The sequence below is a fragment of the Sphingobium sp. TomTYG75 genome (genome assembly GCF_054771635.1).
In genome coordinates this window covers 103679-125730 of sequence record NZ_BSRE01000002.1, presented here as the reverse complement: position 1 = coordinate 125730, position 22052 = coordinate 103679, and the positions used below count along the sequence as shown (strand labels likewise).

At 60.4% G+C, this 22052-nt stretch carries 21 protein-coding genes and 1 pseudogene; 16 read left to right on the top strand and 6 right to left on the bottom strand.

The features are described 5' to 3' along the window. Nucleotides 1-83 precede the first annotated feature (83 nt). The 3 genes from ACYU81_RS14365 to ACYU81_RS14355 are packed head-to-tail and all read left to right on the top strand — an operon-like array spanning nucleotide 84 to nucleotide 830. Nucleotides 84-359, top strand: coding sequence for a DUF3489 domain-containing protein (locus ACYU81_RS14365; protein WP_460988306.1), 276 nt, complete (start codon nucleotides 84-86; stop codon nucleotides 357-359). Beyond that, complete coding sequence (locus ACYU81_RS14360; RefSeq protein WP_460988304.1) at nucleotides 359-646, top strand: DUF2924 domain-containing protein; 288 nt, start codon at nucleotides 359-361, stop codon at nucleotides 644-646. The genes ACYU81_RS14365 and ACYU81_RS14360 overlap by 1 nt, the downstream gene beginning before the upstream one ends. 4 nt (nucleotides 647-650) lie before the next feature. Continuing rightward, complete coding sequence (locus tag ACYU81_RS14355) at nucleotides 651-830, top strand: hypothetical protein (protein ID WP_460989129.1); 180 nt, start codon at nucleotides 651-653, stop codon at nucleotides 828-830. Here ACYU81_RS14355 and ACYU81_RS14350 read toward each other — a convergent pair. The 6 genes and pseudogenes from ACYU81_RS14350 to ACYU81_RS14325 all read right to left on the bottom strand — a co-directional run. Further along, nucleotides 762-1349 (bottom strand): annotated as a pseudogene (locus tag ACYU81_RS14350) (IS110 family RNA-guided transposase); the annotation flags it as partial. The gene ACYU81_RS14355 and the pseudogene ACYU81_RS14350 sit on opposite strands and share 69 nt — an antisense overlap. Before the next feature lie 70 nt (nucleotides 1350-1419). Continuing rightward, the gene (locus ACYU81_RS14345) at nucleotides 1420-1707 is read right to left on the bottom strand and encodes a transposase domain-containing protein (protein WP_460988303.1); all 288 of its coding nucleotides are present in this window, start codon (nucleotides 1705-1707) and stop codon (nucleotides 1420-1422) included. Between the two features lie 58 nt (nucleotides 1708-1765). Further along, on the bottom strand, nucleotides 1766-1924 hold the full coding sequence (gene tnpB / locus ACYU81_RS14340) for an IS66 family insertion sequence element accessory protein TnpB (protein WP_460988302.1): 159 nt from the start codon (nucleotides 1922-1924) through the stop codon (nucleotides 1766-1768). 26 nt (nucleotides 1925-1950) lie between these two features. Beyond that, entirely contained in the window at nucleotides 1951-2112 is a 162-nt protein-coding gene (gene tnpB / locus ACYU81_RS14335) for an IS66 family insertion sequence element accessory protein TnpB (protein WP_460988301.1), read from the bottom strand. Beyond that, nucleotides 2109-2393: a hypothetical protein gene (locus tag ACYU81_RS14330; protein WP_460988300.1), complete on the bottom strand. Its 285-nt coding sequence runs from the start codon at nucleotides 2391-2393 to the stop codon at nucleotides 2109-2111. The genes tnpB (ACYU81_RS14335) and ACYU81_RS14330 overlap by 4 nt, the downstream gene beginning before the upstream one ends. Nucleotides 2394-2447: 54 nt before the next feature. Next, nucleotides 2448-2717 carry a hypothetical protein gene (locus ACYU81_RS14325; protein WP_460988299.1) on the bottom strand — a complete coding sequence of 90 codons (270 nt, stop codon included), beginning with the start codon at nucleotides 2715-2717 and terminating at the stop codon, nucleotides 2448-2450. 334 nt (nucleotides 2718-3051) lie between these two features. On the opposite strand from ACYU81_RS14325, the gene ACYU81_RS14320 reads away from it, so the two are divergent. From ACYU81_RS14320 to ACYU81_RS14260, 13 genes are all read left to right on the top strand, one after another. Then, nucleotides 3052-4098, top strand: a complete 1047-nt coding sequence (locus ACYU81_RS14320) for a MurR/RpiR family transcriptional regulator (protein ID WP_460988297.1) — start codon at nucleotides 3052-3054, stop codon at nucleotides 4096-4098. Between the two features lie 60 nt (nucleotides 4099-4158). Continuing rightward, nucleotides 4159-5499 carry a serine hydrolase domain-containing protein gene (locus ACYU81_RS14315; protein WP_460988295.1) on the top strand — a complete coding sequence of 447 codons (1341 nt, stop codon included), beginning with the start codon at nucleotides 4159-4161 and terminating at the stop codon, nucleotides 5497-5499. Next, entirely contained in the window at nucleotides 5496-7427 is a 1932-nt protein-coding gene (locus ACYU81_RS14310) for a bifunctional 5-dehydro-2-deoxygluconokinase/5-dehydro-2-deoxyphosphogluconate aldolase (protein WP_460988294.1), read from the top strand. The genes ACYU81_RS14315 and ACYU81_RS14310 overlap by 4 nt, the downstream gene beginning before the upstream one ends. Then, complete coding sequence (iolD, locus tag ACYU81_RS14305) at nucleotides 7424-9259, top strand: 3D-(3,5/4)-trihydroxycyclohexane-1,2-dione acylhydrolase (decyclizing) (RefSeq protein WP_460988292.1); 1836 nt, start codon at nucleotides 7424-7426, stop codon at nucleotides 9257-9259. Before ACYU81_RS14310 ends, iolD begins: the two co-directional genes overlap by 4 nt. After that, nucleotides 9256-10149, top strand: coding sequence for a myo-inosose-2 dehydratase (iolE, locus tag ACYU81_RS14300; protein WP_460988291.1), 894 nt, complete (start codon nucleotides 9256-9258; stop codon nucleotides 10147-10149). The genes iolD and iolE overlap by 4 nt, the downstream gene beginning before the upstream one ends. Beyond that, nucleotides 10146-10970: a 5-deoxy-glucuronate isomerase gene (iolB, locus tag ACYU81_RS14295; protein ID WP_460988290.1), complete on the top strand. Its 825-nt coding sequence runs from the start codon at nucleotides 10146-10148 to the stop codon at nucleotides 10968-10970. Before iolE ends, iolB begins: the two co-directional genes overlap by 4 nt. A gap of 192 nt (nucleotides 10971-11162) precedes the next feature. Next, complete coding sequence (locus ACYU81_RS14290; protein ID WP_460988289.1) at nucleotides 11163-12695, top strand: CoA-acylating methylmalonate-semialdehyde dehydrogenase; 1533 nt, start codon at nucleotides 11163-11165, stop codon at nucleotides 12693-12695. A gap of 53 nt (nucleotides 12696-12748) precedes the next feature. After that, on the top strand, nucleotides 12749-14431 hold the full coding sequence (locus tag ACYU81_RS14285; protein ID WP_460988288.1) for an AMP-binding protein: 1683 nt from the start codon (nucleotides 12749-12751) through the stop codon (nucleotides 14429-14431). A gap of 62 nt (nucleotides 14432-14493) precedes the next feature. Next, a complete protein-coding gene (iolG, locus tag ACYU81_RS14280) occupies nucleotides 14494-15495 on the top strand; it encodes an inositol 2-dehydrogenase (RefSeq protein ID WP_460988287.1) in 1002 nt (333 codons plus the stop codon). Between the two features lie 27 nt (nucleotides 15496-15522). Continuing rightward, nucleotides 15523-16467: an alpha/beta hydrolase gene (locus tag ACYU81_RS14275; RefSeq protein WP_460988286.1), complete on the top strand. Its 945-nt coding sequence runs from the start codon at nucleotides 15523-15525 to the stop codon at nucleotides 16465-16467. Nucleotides 16468-16556: 89 nt separating this feature from the next. Beyond that, nucleotides 16557-18221, top strand: a complete 1665-nt coding sequence (locus ACYU81_RS14270) for an AMP-binding protein (protein WP_460988285.1) — start codon at nucleotides 16557-16559, stop codon at nucleotides 18219-18221. 133 nt (nucleotides 18222-18354) lie between these two features. Continuing rightward, nucleotides 18355-19116 (top strand): SDR family NAD(P)-dependent oxidoreductase, encoded by a 762-nt coding sequence (locus ACYU81_RS14265; protein ID WP_460988283.1) that lies wholly within the window; start codon nucleotides 18355-18357, stop codon nucleotides 19114-19116. 287 nt (nucleotides 19117-19403) lie between these two features. Next, on the top strand, nucleotides 19404-21791 hold the full coding sequence (locus ACYU81_RS14260; RefSeq protein ID WP_460988282.1) for a TonB-dependent receptor: 2388 nt from the start codon (nucleotides 19404-19406) through the stop codon (nucleotides 21789-21791). Nucleotides 21792-22052: the final 261 nt, after the last annotated feature.

Here is a 22052-nt window from a genome sequence, read left to right as displayed (position 1 = left end):
GCTCGTGGCTGCACCTTCAAAATCACTCTGCCGCTCGCGGCGGTGAGACGCCTAAGGGTGATCTGGCACCCACGGTCGACGACATGACGCCTCAGACTGAGCAGCCCGCAGCTGATGCACCGGCTCCCAATCCCACACCGGCCGCCATCGCCGCGCCAGCCGCGCGCACCAAGACCGCCCTGGTACTCGAGATGCTCCGCCGGACTAGCGGGGCCACGCTCGATGAGCTGACCAGCGCCACCAGCAGGCTGCCACATACCACCCGCGCCGCGCTAGCCGGCCCGCGCAAGAAGGGTCACGCGACCGATAAGCGGAAGCGCGGTGAGGTGACCTGCTATCATCTGGAAGGCCAGGCCTGATGCAGGGGCTAGTGGCACGCGTCGCCGAAATCGAGGCGATGAAACCGACAGCGATCAAGGCCGAGTGGGAGAGGGTGCATGGGCAGGAGCCGCCGCCCATCGCTTCAAGCCTGCTCGTTAGTGCGCTCGCCTTTGACGCGCAGTGCGCGGCCCAAGGCGGGGCAAGGGCAAAGATGCGCCGGCGATTAAGCGGGGCAGGGGGGACGCGCGTCGCCTCCGCGCCCGCCTTGGCGCCGGGCACACAGCTGGTGCGCGAATGGGGGCGGGGCCTCGCTTCTTCGGGGTGAAGCAATGACGAAAAAAAAGCGGCTGCGCTGCGCCATCTACACTCGCAAATCCACGGAGGAAGGACTCGACCAGGCGTTCAACAGCCTGGACGTGCAGCGCGAGGCGTGCTCGGCTTATCCGGTGATCAAACTCCTCAAGTATGCCGAGCATGACGCGGAACATTTCTCGCGCAGCCGAGGGTAGCGACGCAGTGACCGCATCATCGATGAGCTCGCCAAGCTGCGCTACCCCGCTCGGCCCTTTCGGAGCAACCCAGCCATACTCAGCCATGTGCCCCCTAATCGCATTGATCGTTTGCGTGCGTTGCCGGACAAGTAGATCGCGGGTCCGGAACACCAGTGCCGAGGCTTGCTGCTCCTCGCTCTTCACCGTCACAAACCGCATGTTCGGGCGCTGCGCAGCTTCGCAAATGGCCTCGGCATCAGCGGCATCGTTCTTTTGTCGCTTTACGAACGGCTTCACGTAGGCTGGCGCAATCAACCAAAAAACATCATGTCCCATACGCATCAGTTCCCGAGCCCAGTGATGTGCCCCGCCGCAAGCTTCCAGCGCCACTAGGCACTTTGGCTGAGCAGCAAAGAACGACAGCACTTTACCTCGCGTAACCCGTCGACTGAAAACCTGAAGCCCGTTCGCATCGGCCCCGTGCGCATGGAACACATTCTTTGCGATATCCAAACCGATCGTGCTAATCTCCGACATGGACGCCTCCTCAAGTGGTGTTCAACACCTCCACTATGGCACATCGATGCCTCGGGGGGCGTCCACCCCATCAAGTCCACTTCGCTGCTGCCAGCGCAGCCAGGAGCTCATCTTCGCTGGCAGCGGTCTCGCACTCCTCGAAAGCCAGTTCCATCTGATCGAGCAGATGGCGCGTGCGCTCGGAGCGCTGGCCGAAAAGGGTGCGGCGCATCTTCTCATTCTGCAGTTCCAGAAGGGCGTTACGGGCTTCCAGGTCGGCGTTGATCGACTTGATCCGCGCGACTTCAGCGGCAACAGCCTCGGCAGCGGCGAGCCGCTCGCGAAGGCTATCGATCTGTGCTTGCGCCTCGTCCCCCATGCCGGAGCGTATGCAGAAAAGCGCCGGAATCCCTACCTTTTTAGGCAATATCGACCTTTTATCCGGCCAATGTCGGGCGCCATGTGGCCTGCGGATTACGCCAGTCGATCGCCTCCAACATGCAGGCCATCTGTGAGGGAGAAATGGCAATCACCCCGTCCACGACCGAAGGCCAGATATACTTCCCGCGCTCCAAGCGCTTGGCATAAAGCGACATGCCACGCCGTCATGCCATATGATCTTTCAGAGGTCGCCACGACGACCTCTGAAAATATAGAGGTCGCCCGCGAACGGATCACGTCCAAAGCTCTGCTGCACCTGCAGGGCCAAGCTGCGCATCCCGCGCCGCATGTCCGTATGCCCCGTTGCGATCCATATCCGAACGCCAGTGGGAACTGGGATCACGGCTTGACCGACCGCAGCACGGCTGACGCCAGCCCAGGCGATGCGCCAGCGGGAATACGCACGATCGCCCGCGCAAACTCCACGGTGATGGCCGATCCGGTCACTGGCACCAGATCAGCTTGCACCTGCACCTCAGCAAAGCTCTGCGCTGCCTGCTCTATCTGTCGCCGCCACCTGTAGATCTGGTTCGGCCGAAGATCAGCACGCGGACAATCTCCGCCATGTTCGCGCCGGGCGCCGAAACCGCCGCGACCAGTTCGTGCTTCTGCTGGTCGTTCCATACCCGCCGCCGCTCCGGCCCCGAAATTACCGTGATCTGACTCATCGCACCGCCCTTAGTATCGCGTGAACCGACCGACATCACGCAGGTCCGCCATGGACCGGCTTTCCAGGTCTTCGTTGCTAAGAGCGGTGATGGCGACAGGAACGTATTGCAAGCGTTCTTCTGTCTTGCGCGCCGTAACGACGATATCAGACAAGCCGTTTGGCCCAGCAGTTCCCGTTCCCGAACTCGTTTGAGCAAAGCCCTGAACAGGCAATACCGCACAGGTGGCCAGCAACACCGCCCGGAAACCCAGCGCTGCAAATCCTCCGATTTTATTCATCCCCATTCCTCTCCTGGATGCCCATCGCTGTTGGCCTACGTCTCGGCATTGGAATGATGATAGCGCAAAGCCAGACTATGGAAATACCATTCGCCGTATCTGTCTTCCAGAATTTATCATCCAGTCCGGAGGACGGAAAAATATTGCTATTTCAATTTAGTATATGCGCTTCCGGCAAATGAGCATCAGATCTGAAATGTCACATTGCCAGCAACGAATTTCCACATTTTAAGATTAGCAGATTTTCATCTCCGGTGAGCCATGCGATTCGCCTGTGGCGACCCGAGCCGAGATGTCCCACGTCGTGAACGAAACGGCGGCAGGATCGTGCCTAATGAAATACAGGAGCGTTAAAGCTGCTCTGTATCTGCCCGTTAAAAAAGCTGGAATTGTTTTTTACGCCAAGGAATGTAAATTCCAAACGAGGATCAAAGTGGGGACTGAACCATATGCCACCCCAGGCCGGTCCAATGCTGACACTCAAGGGGGAAGGGCATCTATGCCAGAAAAAATAGCACAGCCACGCGAGTTGGAGGAGTTTCTTGAAACGATCCGAGCGCGCTATGATGAACTGAGCGACCGTCTTCAGCGGATAGCCCGGCATATTCTGGACGAGCCCAATGACATCGCGTTCGAAACCCTCGCAGTAGTCGCGGAGCGCAGCAACGTGCAGCCATCTGCTATCGTTCGCTTCGCCCAGGCTTTTGGCTTTTCCGGCGCCAGCCCAATGCAGCGCCTGGTCCGCGACGGCTTACTGCGCGAAGATCGCTCGGTTGGCTATGCCGAGCGCATCCGCCAGCATCGATATGCAGCTTCCGGCGAGCCGGAGGGACCTCGTGAGCTGTTGTCGGAGTTCGTGCAGGGCAACATCCTGGCTTTGGAGAATCTCAATCACGCGGTTGGTTCGCGCGAATTGTCCGAAGCGATAAAAATGCTTCATGAAGCAGAGACCATATTCATTGCCGGGTTCCGCCGTTCCTTTCCTGTGGCCTCCTATCTTGCCTATATGTTGGGACAGGCGGGAAAACGGACAGTGCTGGTGGACGGCCTGGCAGGTTTGCAGATCCAGCAGGTCGGCGGCCTTCGTGCTGGTGATCTGATGCTGGCTATCAGCTTTTCACCCTATAGCCATGAGACATTGAGCCTAGTGGAGATAGCGAAGGGAAAATGTCCGGTGGTGGCCATTACCGACAGCGTCATTGGTCCGATAGCCAAGGACGCTGACCTGATCCTCCAGGTCCGCGAATCGGAGGTGCGGGGATTTCGTTCCCTGGCAGCATGCATGTGTCTCGCGCAATCACTTGCCATCGGTACGGCCGCGCGTCGCGATGAGGCCGCCTCCGCGCAACAGCCTTCAAAAAGCTCTGCGCCATCGATTTGAGTGCTTGCACAAAATGTTCTGACCAGATATACCGTGGAATGTAATTTCCATAGGAGAGGTATGGTGGGGCAGCCGGTTGGCGCGGGCGCTGATTTTGCGGAGGAAGTTGGAGCTGCCCAAATCGCGGATTGGCGGCCCGTGGATACCCTTTTTGAAAACGCTGTAGGACGGAGCCTACTAAGTGGTGGGGTGACGGCGGCCTGGCATCGCGGTGCCGCCGCCCACGCCAGCGCGACAGGGTGGCGGGATGTGGCTGCACGTGAAATTATGCGGGCGGACGGCATCTTCAGGATCTACTCGATGACCAAGCCGGTGACGGCGGTTGCGATGATGATCCTTTGGGACGAAGGCAAATGGTCGCCATCCGACCTGATTGCTGATCATCTTCCGGAACTGGCCCATCTACAGGTTCTGGAGGATGGTGCGACCGCAGACGCACCTGTTCTCGTTCCCGCCGCTACACCGCCGACGATGGAACATCTGATGACCCATCAGGCCGGTTTCACCTATGGGTTTACCAGCGAGCCAATCGACATTCTTTTCCGCGCGGAGCAGGTCCCGACTATTCCGCATGATGTAAGCACAGACGAGTATCTGGCGCGGCTGGCGCGGGTACCGCTGGCATTTCAGCCCGGCGCTGGCTGGCGCTACGGCGCGTCGATGGACATACAGGGCATCATCGTCGAACGCCTGAGTGGCATGAGCCTTCGCGACTTCATGCGGCAGCGCATTTTCGAGCCGCTCGGGATGATCGACACCGATTTCATCGTTCCGGAAGAAAAGCGGCATAGGCTGGCCACGCTCTATTCCTTGGCGGGCGATACGCTGGTGGAGCTGGACAGAAATGCCGAGCGGCTGGAATATGACACTATCGCAGGTCTATCACCGCGCGATGTGGTTCTGCCCTATGACAGCATTCCCCTGATGGCTTCGGGGGGAGGGGGCTTGGTGTCCACCGCGGCCGACTATCTGCGTTTTGGACGCATGCTGCTGGGGCAGGGTGCGCTGGAAGGGCAACGGATCATAAGCCGCGAAGCCGCTGCTTTGATGATGCGCAGTCATACGCCCGCCCATTTGCTGACGGGCGCGTTCGGTACGGCGCCACACTTGCTGCGTCCCGGCTATGAATATGCCTATAATGGCGTCGTGATCACCGATCCGCAGAAGGCGGGCGTGCGCCTCGGGCGTGATACATATTTCTGGGACGGTGCGGCCGGTTCCTGGTTCTGGATCGATCCGCAGAATGACGTTGTTTTCGTATCCATGATCCAGTCGCTGACCGATATGGAGCGCCTGTCGCTTCAGTTCCGCAGCCGCGGGATTGTTGCTGATATTTTGGAGGGGATTGACGCCCGGGATAGTTTGCCAGATGACGCGATCCACAGCGGGGATGAGCAATGAACCGCGCCGCGAACAGCGTGCGCGCTCTGGAGCTCATCACTCTCGGCCGATCGGGGGTGGACCTGTATGGTGAGCAGGTCGGCGGCCTGCTCGAGGATATGGGCTCTTTCGCCAAATATGTGGGCGGCAGTCCGACGAACAGCGCCATTGGCGCGGCGCGGCTGGGGTTGAATACCGGCATCATTACCCGGGTTGGTTCGGATCATATGGGGCGTTTCATCCGCCATCAGCTGGAGGCGGAGGGCGTTGACGTTGCGGGCGTCGTCGATGATCCGGAACGGCTGACGGCGCTCGTCATTCTGGGCATCCGCGATCCGGAAAGATTCCCGCTGATTTTCTATCGTGAAAATTGCGCCGACATGGCGTTGTGTGAGGAGGATATCGATCCTGGCTATGTGGCGTCTGCCCGGGCGTTGCTGATTAACGGCACCCACCTGTCGCAACCCAATGTCCGGGCCGCGACGCTAAAGGCCGTGCGGGCGATAAAGGATGCGGGCGGGCGCGTCGTCTTCGACATTGATTACCGCCCGGTTCTGTGGGGGCTGGCGACGAAGGACAATGGCGAGGACCGTTTCGTTTCCAGCGAGCAGGTCACACAGGAGCTTCAGAAAGTCCTGCCGTTGTGCGATCTGATCGTCGGAACGGAAGAGGAAATCCATATCCTGGGCGGAACGACCGACACGGTCGCCGCCCTGCGCAAGATCCGCGAGAACAGCGGCGCTCTTCTGGTGTGCAAGCGAGGTCCCGATGGATGCGTCGCTTTCCCGGCGGCGGTGCCCGATCAGTTGGATCAAGGTGTTGTCGGCAAGGGCTTTGCGATCGAGGTTTTCAACGTATTGGGCGCGGGGGACGCGTTCATGGCTGGGTTCCTTCGCGGCTGGCTGCGCGACGAAAGCATTGAGCAGTGTTGCACCTATGGCAATGCGTGCGGCGCCATCGTGGTGTCACGCCATGGCTGCGCTCCGGCCCAGCCGAGCGCCGAGGAACTGCGCGTGTTTCTCTCCCGCAATGACTGGCCGCTGCGGTTACGCGACAGCGCGGCGCTGGAACATGTCCATTGGGCGACCAATCGTCTGACCGGCTATGACAAGCTGACTGTGCTGGCGATCGACCATCGCGCCCAGTTCGATGAGCTAGTCGAAGAGCTTGGTACCAACAATCTGGATCGCGTGACCGAGTTCAAGGAACTGGCGTTGCGCGCCATGGCTCAGGTTGCGGAGGGCGAAGACGGCTTCGGCCTGCTTGCTGACGGGCGCTATGGTCGCTCCGCGCTGGAGAAGGCCGCTGGTGGCCGCTACTGGATCGGCCGTCCGATCGAGCTGCCGGGATCGAGGCCGCTGCGGTTCGAAGGTGGGCGGGAAGCCGCGACGATCCTTGCCGACTGGCCACTCGACCATGTCGTCAAATGTCTGGTCTTCTATCATCCCGACGATCCGGCGGACCTTTGCGCCGAACAGGATCGGCAGATATTGAGCCTGTTCGAAGCATGCCGGGCCACCCGTCATGAGCTGTTGCTGGAAGTCATTGCGTCCAAGCACGGCCCGGTCGGCACTGATACCCTGGCGCGGGTGATCGAACACATCTACGGCTTGGGCGTTTATCCCGATTGGTGGAAGCTGGAACCGGCGGTCGATCCTGCCACCTGGACGGCGATTGAAAAGGTCATAGCGGCGAACGACCCCTATTGCCGGGGCATATTGCTGCTGGGGCTGGCATCTGATGAAAAGTCGCTGCTGGCCGGCTTTGCCGCAGCGGCCAACAGTCCGATGGTCAAGGGCTTTGCCGTTGGCCGCACCATATGGGTGGAGCCCGCCATGCGTTGGTTCAAGGACGAGATTGACGATGACATGGTCATTGCTGAGATGGCGGCCAGCTTCAGCGTGCTGGCGCGGGCATGGCGCGACGCAAGGCAGGACCCAGCATCATGAGCGGAGAAACCATCAGGCTGACGATGGCGCAGGCGCTCGTCCGGTGGATGGCGGCGCAACGCGTCGACATTGAGGGCACAGAACAACCCTTCTTCGCAGGGGTGTGGGCGATCTTCGGACATGGCAATGTCGCGGGCGTGGGAGAGGCGCTGGCGGAGATCGGCGACGCCCTTCCCACCTATCGCGCGCATAATGAGCAGGGGATGGCGCATGCCGCCATCGCCTTTGCCAAGGCCAACCGCCGCCAGCGCGTGATGGCGTGCACTACTTCGATCGGGCCGGGCGCCACGAATATGGTGACCGCCGCCGCGCTCGCGCATGTGAACCGTCTGCCGGTGCTGTTCCTGCCCGGTGACGTCTATGGCAGTCGCCTGCCCGATCCGGTGCTTCAGCAGATCGAGGATTTTGGTGACGGAACGGCGAGCGCAAGCGACTGCTTTCGCCCGGTCAGCCGCTATTTCGACCGCATCACCCGGCCCGAACAGATATTGGACGCCGCGCCGCGTGCCATGGCGGTGATGACGGACCCGGCACGGTGCGGCCCCGTCACGCTGTCGCTGTGCCAGGATGTTCAGGCGGAGGCTTTCGACTGCCCGGTCAGCTTCCTTGAGCCGCGCGTGTGGCGGCAGCGGCGTCTTCATCCGGACGTGGGCGAGTTCAGTGCGCTGGTGCAGGCAATCCGCGCGGCGCAGCGGCCGCTGATCGTCGCGGGGGGCGGTGTTCTTTATTCCCGGGCTGAAGAGGCGCTGGCGGCGCTGGCGCAAGCCACCGGCATTCCGGTCGCGGAAACTCAGGCGGGCAAGGGCAGTCTGGTCGCCAGCCACGCTCAGGCGCTGGGATCGATCGGCGTTACCGGCACCGGCGCCGCCAATCGCGCGGCGCGGGACGCTGATCTCGTGATTGGCCTTGGCACCCGGTTGCAGGATTTCACCACCGGATCGCGCACGCTGTTCCCGGCCCAACTGTTCCAGGTCAATGTGGCCGCGCACGATGCGCACAAGCATGGGGCCAAGAGCGTCGTGGGTGATGCGCGTGAAGTGATAGAGGAGCTGGCATTATCGCTGGGCAAGTGGCGTGTGCCACAGGCTTGGGAGCAGGCTAACGAAACCGCGCGGGCCGAATGGAACCATGCGGCGGATGCTGTCATGGCGCCATCGGACGCGCTGCCTTCCGATGCGCAGGTCATCGGCGCGGTTACCCGCAATGCCTCCGAAAACGCCGTGGTGGTCTGCGCCGCCGGGGGCCTGCCGGGTGAACTGCACAAGCTGTGGCGTGTCCGCAAGCCGGGCGGCTATCATGTCGAATATGGCTTTTCCTGCATGGGCTATGAGATTGCGGGTGGCCTGGGCGTCAAGATGGCCGATCCCAGCCGGGAGGTCTTCGTACTCGTTGGCGATGGCAGCTATTTGATGCTCAATTCCGAGCTCGCGACTTCGGTCATGCTGGGGATGAAGATCACCGTCGTGCTGCTGGACAATGGCGGTTATGGCTGCATCAACCGCTTGCAACAGGCGACTGGCGGCAGGCCGTTCAACAACCTGCTCGCGGATTCCAGGCAAGAGGTTCTGCCGCCTGTCGATTTCGCCGCCCATGCCCGCAGCCTTGGCGCGCAGGCGGAAAAGGTGTCGGGGATCGCGGCGCTGGAAGAGGCGCTGGGTCGCGCCGCCGCGTCAAGCAGCAGCTATGTCATCGTGCTGGAAACCGACCCCGCAATCACGACGCAATCGGGGGGGCACTGGTGGGATGTCGCGGTGCCGCAGGTGTCTTCGCGAGCGGAAGTCGTTGAGGCGCGTGCCCGCTATGAGGATATGAAGAAGAGGCAAATGCCATGACGATACGCTGGGGCGTAAGCCCGATCGCCTGGGCGAATGACGACATGCCCGAACTTGGGGGCGACATCACGCTGGACACGCTGTTGAACGAGGCGCGGCAGATCGGTTTCGAGGGGGTGGAACTTGGCTGCAAGTTCCCGCGGGATGCCGCCACCCTTAAGCCCATCATGACCTCCCACGGGCTGGACATCATCGGCGGCTGGTATTCCACCAATCTGCTGGTCCGGGACGCCGAAGCCGAGATCGAGGCGATGGCCGATCACCTCGCCCTGCTGGAGGCGATGGGGTCGCAGGTTTTCATCGCCGCTGAAACATCCAACGCCATCCACTGCGATCGCTCCCGGCCGCTGGACGCCCATCCCCGGATCGACGATCAGGCGTGGGAACAGTTTGGAGCGCGGCTGAACGCGGTCGCCGCCTATGTGAATGAGCGCGGGCTGCGTTTTGCCTATCATCATCATCTGGGCACGGTGGTGGAGACAGGCGATGAATTGCGGCGCTTCTTCGAAGTTACGAGCGATCATGTCGGCCTGACGCTCGACACGGGTCATTCTCTTTGCGGCGGCATCGATCCGCTGAAGGTCATAAGCGAACGGCCCGAGCGGGTGAGCCACGTCCATTGCAAGGATGTGCGGCGGAACCGGTACAATCGCCTCCGGGCTGGCGGCGCGAGCTTCCTTGATGGCGTGGTCAGCGGCATGTTCACCGCACCGGGTGATGGCATTTATGATTATGAGCCGTTCCTCGGTGCTCTCGCTAGCGTTGGCTATGATGGCTGGATCGTCATCGAGGCTGAGCAGGATCCGGCCGTCGCCAATCCCTATACCTATCAGCAGCTTGGCCTTCGCACGCTGCGGAATATTGCGGCTGAAGTAGGGCTGGCGGCATGAGCCTCAAGGTTCGCAGCCACGAACCCGATGCGCAGGGCGTGGTGCTCGACATCACGCCGGAAAGCGCTGGATGGCGCTATGTTGGCTTCAAGATTGTCCGTCTCGCCGCAGGGCAAGTCCATGATGGGGGTGAAGAGGGCCGCGAAGCATGCCTGGTCATCCTGTCCGGCATCGTTGATGTGACCGCCGGAGAGGAGTGCTTCGAGCGGATTGGTGGGCGGGCTGATGTATTCGCAGGACCTGCGACCTCGGCCTATGTCCCCGCAGGGACCTTCTACAGCATCCGGGCAGCGAGCGATGCGGAAGTCGCGATCTGCACTGCTCCGGGCGGTGGCAACCGTCGTCCGCGTGTCATCGCGCCCGAAGACGTAAGGTTGGAAACGCGGGGGGAGGGCACAAATCAGCGTTTCGTACGCAACATCCTGGATGATGCTGGCGATGCGGAAAGCCTGCTGGTCGTGGAAGTCATCACTCCCGGCGGTCATTGGTCGAGCTATCCGCCGCACAAGCATGATCGAGACGCCTGGCCGCAGGAAACCTTCCTTGAGGAAACCTATTATCACCGCCTGTCGCCGCCGCAGGGCTTTGCCTTTCAGCGGGTCTATACCGACGACCGCTCGATCGACGAGACCATGGCCGTCGAAGATGGTGACGTGGTGCAGGTGCCGCGCGGCTACCATCCCGTCGGCGCGCCGCACGGCTACGACCTTTATTATCTGAACGTCATGGCTGGCCCACGTCGCGACTGGGTGTTCGCCAATGACCCCGCGCATGAGTGGATCGCGCGCGGCGCGCCGTCAGGGCCTGACACGGGAGAATGAGTTGCTGCCTTCGTTCGTCTGCTTGCCGAGCGAAGTGAACCAAAAGTTTTGACGTCTATCGCCTGTCCAGCCCCGCCGGTGGAGATCTGCACTTTATCCATGGCGGCGGCTGGGCGCCCGTGAGGGCAGGGAGCATCCCCGCCCTCAATCTACGCGACGGCGTTGTGCAAAGATGATGAGGAAGATTTGACCATGACCGTAGAAGCCGAAACGCGAAACATTCCCCACTTCATCGGGGGGCGTGCGGTGACTGCTACCGCGTCTCGCACCAGTGATGTGTTCGACCCGAATTGCGGACAGGTGCAGGCGCGCGTGGGGCTGGGAACCGCCAGCGAATTGCAGCAGGCGGTCGATGCCGCTCAAGCGGCGCAGCCCGCATGGGCGGCCGTCAATCCTCAGCGTCGGGCTCGCGTCATGTTCGAGTTCAAGCGGCTGGTCGAACGCGACATGGACGAACTTGCCCGCCTGCTGGCGTCCGAACATGGCAAGGTGGTCGCCGACGCCAAGGGCGACATTCAGCGCGGCCTTGATGTCGTGGAGTTCGCTTGCGGCATTCCTCATTTGCTTAAGGGTGAACATACGCAGGGCGCAGGCCCCGGGATCGACGTCTATTCGATGCGCCAGCCCATCGGCATCGGCGCAGGGATCACCCCCTTCAATTTCCCGGCGATGATCCCGCTTTGGATGAGCGCCGTCGCGATGGCCTGCGGCAACGCCTTCATCCTGAAGCCCTCGGAACGCGATCCGTCCGTTCCGATCCGCCTGGCGGAACTTTTTATGGAGGCCGGGCTGCCTGCGGGCATTTTCCAGGTCGTTCAGGGTGACAAGGAAATGGTGGATGCCATCCTTGATCATCCGGCGATCAGCGCGGTCAGCTTCGTCGGCTCCTCCGACATCGCCCATTATGTCTACAAGCGCGGCGTCGACAACGGCAAGCGCGTCCAAGCGATGGGCGGCGCCAAGAACCACGGCATCGTCATGCCCGACGCCGATCTCGACCAGACGGTAGCTGATCTTTGCGGAGCGGCCTTTGGGTCGGCGGGCGAGCGCTGCATGGCTTTGCCGGTCGTGGTTCCGGTTGGGCAGGACACAGCCGAGCGGCTGAAGGCGAAGCTGATCCCCGCCATCGAGGCTCTGCGCGTAGGCGTCTCCACCGATGCGGAGGCGCATTATGGTCCTGTGGTGACCGCGCAGCACAAGGCGCGCATCGAACAGTGGATTCAGACCGGTGTGGATGAGGGCGCGGAGTTGGTCGTCGATGGGCGCGGCTTCTCGCTTCAGGGGCATGAGGACGGCTTTTTCGTCGGCCCGACCCTGTTCGATCATGTGACGCCGGGCATGAGCGCTTACCGGGAGGAGATTTTCGGCCCCGTGTTGCAGATGGTGCGGGCCGACAGCTTTGAAGACGCGCTGGCTCTCCCGTCCAGCCATCAATATGGCAATGGCGTTGCCATCTTCACGCGCAATGGTCACGCCGCACGGGAATTTGCCGCGCGGGTGAATGTCGGCATGGTTGGTATCAACGTGCCGATACCGGTGCCGGTCGCCTATCACAGCTTTGGCGGTTGGAAGCGCTCGGGCTTTGGCGACCATAACCAGCATGGCGAAGAGGGCGTCCGTTTCTGGACGAAGGTGAAGACCGTGACGCAGCGCTGGCCGAACGCATCGGGTGCCGCTTCGGGATCGTCGCTGTCCGATGCCTTTATGATCCCGACGATGAAATGATGTTTCCGTCGGCCCGGTTCACGCCGGGTCGGCAATCAGGTGAGCAGCTTCTCATGACCACGCAAGAACTCAGCCAAGTTGTCGGAGCTTCGCAACCTTGCTTGCGTGACGATACGATCGGCGAAGCGCTCGACCGCGCCGCACAGCGCTGGCCCGATGAGGATGCGCTCGTCGCGCGGCATGGCAATGATCGCTACAGCTGGTCGGAACTGAAGGCCGCCACGGATGACTTCGCCGCTGGGCTGCTGGCGTTGGGGGTGAGGCCGGGCGACCGGGTTGGCATATGGGCGCCTAACTGCGCCGAATGGACCATCGCGCAGCTCGCGACTGCCCGTGCGGGCATGATCCTGGTCAATATCAACCCGGCCTATCGCGTCGCGGAGTTGGAATATACGCTGGCCAAGGTGGAAGTGACGGCGCTGATCTGCGCGGCCTCGTTCAAGACCAGTGATTATCTGGCCATGACGGAGACGTTCGTCACGCACTTTGGCGGGCGACCCGGAGAGATTGTGTCGGTTGGCCTTCCAGCGTTCCGCTATGCCATCAAGATCGGCGGTGATCCACGCCCGGGCTGGTTGGATTTTAAAGAGGTTGCGGACCTGCGGACGGCAGCTTCGGAAGCGGAACTCATCGGCATCGCTGCAACGCTGAAGGCGGACGATCCGATCAACATCCAGTTCACCAGTGGAACCACAGGGGCGCCAAAAGGCGTAACCCTTTCGCACCACAACATTCTCAATAACGCGTTCATGTGTGGACGTGAGATGGGCTTGGTGCCAGGCGACCGCATTTGCATAGCGGTGCCGCTTTACCATTGCTTTGGCATGGTGATGGGCAACCTTATGAGCATGCTCCATGGTGTCACCATGGTCTATCCCTCACCAGGCTTCGATCCGCTCGCGGTGCTGGAAGCCGTGGAAGCAGAACGCTGCACGATATTGCACGGCGTGCCCACGATGTTCATCGCGGAACTGGAGCATCCTGAATTCTCGCGCTTCGATCTGTCCTCCTTGCGAACCGGGTTGATGGCGGGCTCGCCCTGTCCAGAAGAACTGATGCGTAAGGTGATGACGCGGATGCACATGCGGGACATCGGCATCGGCTATGGCATGACGGAAACCAGCCCGTTGAGCTTTCAGACCTCGCTGGACGATCCGGTCGAAGCCAGGGTCGCAACGATCGGGCGCATTCAGCCCCATATCGAAGCCAAGATCGTCCATCCCGAAACCGGCGAGATCGTCGCGCGCGGCGAACCGGGTGAGCTTTGTATTCGCGGCTATTCCGTGATGCTCGGCTATTGGGGGGAGCCTGAAAAGACGGCGGAGGCAGTCCGCGACGGCTGGATGCACACCGGTGATCTGGCGACCATCGATGACGCGGGCTATGCGCGGATCGTCGGCAGGATCAAGGACATGATCATCCGTGGCGGCGAAAATATCTATCCGCGCGAACTGGAAGAGCTGCTTTACCTCCACCCATCCGTGCTGGACGTGCAGGTCGTCGGCATCGTGGATGATCGGTTCGGCGAAGAGGTAATGGCCTGTGTGAAGCTCCGCCATGGCGAGCAGGAAGATGCTGAATCGATCATCACATTCTGCCGGGAGCGCGTGGCCCATCATAAGGTGCCGCGCTACGTGCGCTTCATCGACAGTTTTCCCATGACCGTATCCGGAAAGGTGCAGAAGGCCCGGCTGCGCGAGATGATGGAGGATGAGCTGGCGAAAGCCCGCCAATAGAGAAAATGAGCGCTCTGTTTCAGCGCGCAAACAACAATATCCTGTTTTAGGAAAGGTATTCCATGTCTGAAATCGCTCTGATTGGCGCTGGCAGGATTGGCAAGATCCACGCTGCGAACATCGCCGCCAATCCTCGCTTGACGTTGTCGCGCATCGTTGATCCGTTCGGTGGGGCGGTAGAACTGGCCGAGCGCTACGGCGCCCGCGTATCGACGGTGGACGAAGTCTGGGCCGACCCTGCGATCAGCGGCGTGGTGATTGCCAGCGCGACCGACACCCATCTAGAATATACGCTCGAATCCATCCGCGCTGGAAAGCACGTCTTTTGTGAAAAGCCGCTGGACCAGGATGCGGGCCGCGCCGCGCGTGTCCAGCAGGCAGTCGCCGGGAGCGACAGGCACGTCCTGCTGGGCTTCAACCGGCGGTTCGATCCCAGCTTCGCCAGCCTGCAGCGACGCTTGAAGCAGGGCGAGATCGGCGCGCTCGAGACGCTGCATATCATCAGTCACGATCCAGCGCCGCCGCCTCCATCCTATGTCGCCGTGTCCGGTGGCATCTTCAAGGACATGTCGATCCATGATTTCGACATGGCCAGCTGGCTGCTGGATGAAGAGATCGAAAGCGTCTTTGCTTCGGGCGCTGTGCTGATCGATCCTGAAATTGGCGCGGCGGGCGATTTCGACACCGCCAAAATCCTGCTGCGCACGGTCAGCGGCAAGATCTGCGTCATCTCCAACAGCCGCCGCAGCGGCTATGGCTATGACCAACGCATCGAAGCCTTCGGGTCGAAGGGCATGATCCGGGCCGAGAACAAGCTGGAAAGCAGCGTCCAGACCTGGACTGAGGGGGGCGCACGGTCGGACTGCTTCCAGAATTTCTTCCTCGATCGTTACGCCGAAGCCTACGCCATCGAGGTCGAGCACTTTGCCGACATCATCGAGGGCAAGGCAACGCCCGTCGCCGATGAAAGCGACGGCATCAAAGCGCTCATCCTTGCCGAAGCCGCCGACCAGTCGGCTCGCAGCGGGTCGGTCGTCAAGCTGGCCCGCTCTGCGGACCGCTGAAGAAAGCACAATGAAGGAGATACTGATATGGCCTTAGACCCCGTATTGCAGCAGATCGTAGCGCAACTTCCCTTGCCCACGTCCGACAAGATCGACCACGAAGTAATGCGCCGCGATATGGAAGCTTTGATACCGCTCTTCTACGGGCCGGACGGTCCCATCGACGCTGCGTCGGTGGAGAATGTGGCTATTGATGGCGAGGACGGGCCGGTACCGCTTCGCATCATTCGCCCCCTGGCAGCTCCTACCGGAACATTGCATCTTCTGCACGGTGGCGGTTGGGCGTTCGGCAGCATCGAATTCATCGAGCCGTTGGCGCGGCGGCTTGCGCGAAACCTCTCGATGGTTGTCGTGGCAAGTGGTTATCGGCTCGCTCCTGAAAATCCCTTTCCCGCCGGGTTCAATGATTGCTTGGCCGCTGCGCGTTGGACCATAGAGCATGCGGCTGAACTCGGGGGTGCCGGAAACCCGGTAGTAATTGCGGGAGAGAGCGCCGGAGCAAATCTGGCGACCGCAGTGGCCCTGGAATTTGCAGGAACGGGTAGCGAGAATTTCGACGCTCAATTGCTTTTCTTCCCGGCGGTCGATTTGCGAAAGGAATCGGCGAATTATCCTTCCCGGATCGCCAATGCAGATCCGACGCTTCGCACGGGAACGCTGCCTCAGATGATGAAGGATTATTGCGGTGAGCATGATCCAGCGGATCCCCGCCTTTCGCCAATCACCTCCGAACGGTTGGATGCGGCACCGCCTGCGGTCATCGTTGTGCTGGAGGTCGATCCGCTCCGCGACGAAGCCGTCGCCTATACTGATCGGTTGCGAGAGGCGGGCGTCGATGTCGAATTGGTGGAGTTCGACAATCTGACCCATGGTTTCCCCAATCTGTCCGCGCTGGTGCCAGCTGCCGCCGAAGCGACCGAGCTGGTGGGACAGCATCTGAAGACGCTGCTGGCGCGAAGCGCCGCAGGCTGAAGTTCGGCGGAGTCGTCGGCAGTATCTTCAGCGAGGGAGAGAGTGCCGACGCAGATGGATGGAAATTTTGTTCGCTGAGGAGGTCCATTATGGACGAGGTGGCGCAATCCGGCATTTGGGCCGGCGGCACTGAATTTACGTTTGATTTGTCACAGCCGCTGGCTGTTCTGGATCTGGACGATACCGGCCACACCAATGCGGCGGTGATATGTTGCGATCGGTACGCTGCGGACAGGTCGCGAGTCGCCTTGCGCCACCGTGGGCTTGATGGGGTTACGCGGGAGTGGACGTTCGCGCGGCTGTCCCATGATAGCGCCAGGCTCGCAGCCGCGCTGGCGTCCTTAGGGGTTACCAAAGGGGACCGGATTGCCGGACTGCTGCCGCGCTCGCCTGAACTGCTGATCCTGATCCTCGCAACCTGGCGGCTGGGGGCGGTTTACCAGCCTTTGTTCACGGCCTTCGGGTCCAAGGCGATCGAATATCGGCTTGAGGTGGCCAACGCTCGCTTGATCGTGGCCGATCAGGATAATCTTTCCAAGATCGCCGATGTTCCCCCGTCGATCGCGCAGATTGTGGTGGGGGCCGGAGAAGCAAGCGCCCAGCGCGACTTCTGGAGCATGATCGAAGGCGAGAAGGAAGGTCATCCTGCTGTGCCTTGTGGCTTGGACGATCCCTTTCTCATCATGTTCACCTCTGGAACCACCGGACCTGCCAAGCCTTTGCTGGTTCCGGTGAGGGCGATTGCTGCCTTCGCCGCCTATATGCGCGATGCGGTGGGATTGCGCCCAGATGACCGTTTCTGGAACTTTGCCGATCCGGGCTGGGCCTATGGCCTCTATTACGCTGTGACCGGCCCGCTTGCGCTCGGCATTGCCACGACGTTTAACCAGCGCGGTTTCGACGTCGACGATGCCTATGACACAATCGCCGACCTAGGCATCACCAATGTCGCGGGATCACCAACAGCTTACCGGCTGCTGCTCGCCGGCGGCCCGGGAAAAGCCGAGCGAGTGAAAGACCAGCTTCGCGCCGTCAGCAGCGCGGGCGAACCGCTCAACCCCGAGATCATTCGCTGGTTCGGCGAGCATCTACATGCCCCCATCTATGATCATTATGGGCAGACCGAGATCGGCATGGTGCTGTGCAATCATCACGGCATCGATCATCCGGTCCATATCGGATCGGCTGGCTTTGCATCACCCGGACACCGCGTCGTCGTCTGCTCGCCGGAGGGTGAGGAGCTGCCTCAAGGAGAACCGGGCATCCTGGCGCTGGACCGCAAGGCATCGCCAATGATGTGGTTTTCCGGCTATCTTGGGCGGAAAACCTCGGCGTTCGTCGGCGACTATTATCTGAGCGGCGACACGGTCGAGCAGAATGAAGACGGAAGCATTTCCTTCATCGGGCGGGCCGACGACGTCATAACCACCTCTGGCTACCGTGTTGGCCCCTTCGACGTCGAAAGCGCGCTGCTCGAACATGAGGCCGTCATGGAATCCGCAGTGATCGGCAAGCCCGATCCTGAACGGACCGAAATTATCAAGGCATTCATCGTACTCAACCAAGGCTATGAGGGCCAAGATCCGGAACTGGCGTTGTCGATACAGCGCTACGTCAAAACACGGCTGTCCGCCCACGCCTATCCGCGCGAGATCGCATTTGTGGAGTCCTTGCCCAAGACGCCAAGCGGCAAGCTACAGCGTTTCCTGCTCCGAAATGAGGAAGTCGCCAAACAGCGACAGGCAAACAGCTGACGTTTCCAGATCGGACGCTTCATGGAGAGGCGTCTTGGCCCGGCTTCTGCAAACCACATTGCATGATCCCATGGGCCAGGGGAGTGGTGGGCGCGACACGCGATTAACAACCTATAGAATTAAGAGATTGAGCATGGACATCAATGGAATGGCCGCCGTCGTCACGGGCGGCGCGTCCGGATTGGGGAAGGCGACGGCGTATATGCTGGCCGAGCAGGGCTCAAAGGTTGCAATTTTCGATTTGAACGAGGAAGCGGGACGGGCAACTGCCGAAGCCTTGGGCGGTATTTTCGTCGCAGCCAACATCGCCGACGACGCCAGCGTAACGGCTGCTCTGGAAGCTGCCGAGCGTGCGCATGGCGTAGCGCGCATCCTCGTCAACTGCGCTGGTATCGCTCCGGCTGTAAAGACAGTAGGCAGGGAAAATGCGCCGCATCCGCTGGACATTTTTGTCAGGACGGTGACGGTCAATCTAATCGGCAGCTTCAATGTCATCGCCAAATTCTCCGCCCGGCTCGCTGCGGTGAACGAGATTGACGGCGAAAGAGGCGTCATCGTAAACACCGCGTCGGTCGCCGCCTATGACGGGCAGATCGGCCAGGCAGCCTATAGCGCGTCGAAAGGCGGGGTGGTCGGCATGACCCTTCCGATCGCGCGCGACCTCGCCCAGCATAAGATCCGAGTAATGACGATCGCTCCTGGTATCTTCCTGACGCCGATGCTGGAGTCCTTTCCCCAGGCGGTTCAGGATGCTTTGGGTGCGCAGGTGCCGCATCCTAGCCGCTTGGGGAAGCCGACCGAATATGCGCAGCTGGTGGAAAGCATAATCCGCAATCCCATGTTGAATGGCGAAGTGATCCGACTGGATGGTGCAATCCGGATGGCGCCGCGCTGATTAAGCCTTCGGGGCGTCATGTACGGTTAGGTCGGGCTGCGAGTGTATCGGATCGGCACCGCCTGACACAGGATGAGATCGCGCTCGCTTAAAAGCGGGAGGCGCCGTTGCTTTTCGTCCTCTCTTTTAGACGCTGCACAACCAGAGGCGGTTGGACCTGCTCACCCATGAAACAAACATCTCATTCCAAAATATAAATTGACGGAATTACAATTCCATTTATAAAATGGTCAGAAGGGGCATGCTGCTGGGGGGCAGCATGACAGTCCCATTCTAGGAGAGATAGGATGCACTTGAGGGGTTGTTTGCTTGGTACCGTTGCCAGCTTGGTCGCGATGCCTGCTTTTTCGACATATGCACAGGCACAGGACGCTGTTGGTGATCCGAATCCGCAGATCGCGCAATCCGTCGCGGCGTCTGCTAATTCGGCGCCAACAGGTGCGCAGGTTGAGGCATCGGGCCAAGGGCTGAAGGACATCATCGTCACCGCCCGCCGCCGCAGCGAGAGCGCGCAGACTGTGCCAGTCGCTGTCAGCGTCGCATCGGCGGAGTCACTGGAACAGCATCAAGTTCTCAACGCCTATCAGCTAGTCAATCTGACCCCGAGCTTGCAGACGCGATCGACCAATCAGCAGGCAGGTGCTGTCAATTTCACGATCCGTGGCGTCGGAACATCCGTGTTCGGGCCGCAGATTGAGCAAAGTGTTGGCATCGTAATCGATGATGTCGTGATGAGCCGTCCTCAGCTCGGTAATGTGCAGTTCTTCGATCTTGATCGCGTTGAAGTACTGCGTGGGCCGCAGGGTATGCTGTTCGGCAAGAACGCAGCGGCCGGCCTGATCAACATCGTTACGGCGCAGCCGCGACTAAATCAGTCGGAATTTCTGGCCAATATTCTTTATGGCGACACGACCGCGCCTGGCTCGGGCAATCTTGCAACCTTGCAAGTTGCAGGCAACACGCCGCTTAGCTCTAATGCCGCTCTCCGGCTTTCTGCCTTCGTGACCCGCCAAGATGCATTTACGAAAGACATCGCCCTCCGCCAGAATTTGGGAAATACCGCATATGGCGGTCGACTAAAGATTCTATGGGAACCTAGTGACGCGTTGCGTCTGACAATTGCCGGCGACTATCAGCATTCGAATGGTCCGGGTGAGGGCGTGCTTGTGCGGCGATTTAATGCGCCAGGCGGGTTGATCGAGAGCATCGATGCGGCGAACGGGATCGTTGCGTCGCCAAACAATACGCTGTTGGCCAGTGACGTCCGGAACACGAACGATTCCACTGTATACGGTGTGTCTCTGAAGGCAGAGTGGGACATTGGCGGAGGGTACACGTTGACCAACGTGCTGGCCCATCGGCGATCGCGCATGCGTACCTCCATCGATACGGACACCACCACCGCAGATCTTTTCAACGTCAATACCGGTGGACTTACGCGGCGCCAGACTACCGAAGAGTTGCGGCTCACATCGCCAAGCGACGGACGCTTCAGCTACCAAGTTGGTCTCTTCTATTTGGACCTCGTCGCCCGGGAATATCTGTTGCAAGGCGCAAATCTGGGGATTCCTGTACTGGTTCCAGGACTTTCCAACTTCGGAGGTTATGCGGACGGTATTTCTCCAACGAAGAGCTATGCTGGATTCTTCGAAGGGCAATATAAGATCAGCGACAGCCTGCGCGTCACCGCTGGCGGCCGTTACACTCACGACAACATCCGTTACGGCATCGATCTAACAAATCCCGCAGCAGTGATTGGGCTTTACGGGCCTGACATATCGTTCGATCGGCAAGTCAAAAAGAACAACTTCTCTTATCGAGTTGGCCTGGACTATAGCATCAATCCGGACGTACTTGCCTACTTCACTTATACCAGAGGGTATAAGGGACCGACCTTCGATCAACTGTCCGGGTCGCCTGTGGCTCCAGAAATTCCGAAGAGCTTTGAGGTCGGCGTCAAATCGACGCTGTTTGATCGCAAGCTTCGTCTTAACGTCGCCCTTTTCGACACGACATTCGATGGCTTTCAGACCCAGGCACAGCGGCCGGGAACTGCGGCCGGGTTCACGACCCTCAATGCAGGACAGCTGAAGTCCCGCGGGGTGGAATTGGAATTCACGGCTCTCCCGTTCGAAGGGCTGACGATCAGTGGTGGTACGACATATAATGAGACGGAATACCGCAACCTTTCCGGTGTGCCATGCTACACCGGGCAGCCTGCGGGGACTAGCGGCACAAATGTGTGCTTGCCGAACGGCACGACCGATGTGAGCGGAAACCAGCTTGAAAACGCGCCAAAATGGACCACGACGATTACTGCGCGTTATGAGCATCCTGTGTCCAGCAATTGGGTTGGATTCCTGCAAGGCGATGTTTACCACCGTAGCGCCTTCAGTTTCAGCCAGACGCGTGATCCCCAGCTTCGGGTCCGCGCGAATGCGATCGCAGGTTTGTCGGCGGGGGTTCACACAGCGGATGACAAGCTTTCAATCTCCGCTTTCGTCCGTAATCTCTTCGACAAGAGGGTTCCAAGCTATATCTTCGCCGATCCGGTGTCTGCCTTTTATGTCGGTTCTTCCGGCCAAAGCGACGCAGCGCTTGGGGGCAACTATTGGCAGAGCTTTGGACCAAACTCGTTCCGGACTATTGGAGTGAGCTTGAACTATAAGATGTGAGCTCGATGCCGCGGCCATGCATAAGCGGTGCGCATCAATCTGAAAGTATATGATCACAGAATAGAGATCGGTTCCTCAGCCGAGGCTGAGGAACCTCTTCACTGGATCTACTCAGGCGATATGGCCGCCGTGTCGAAGCAGGAGGCCGAGGGTAAAAGCCCTACCGCTTTGAAGTGGCAATCCGCCCCCACGCTGACTAGGCGGCCAGTATGCCCGAATTCCCGTTGCATCACGAATGCAGCAGGGGCCTTGAAGATGTGC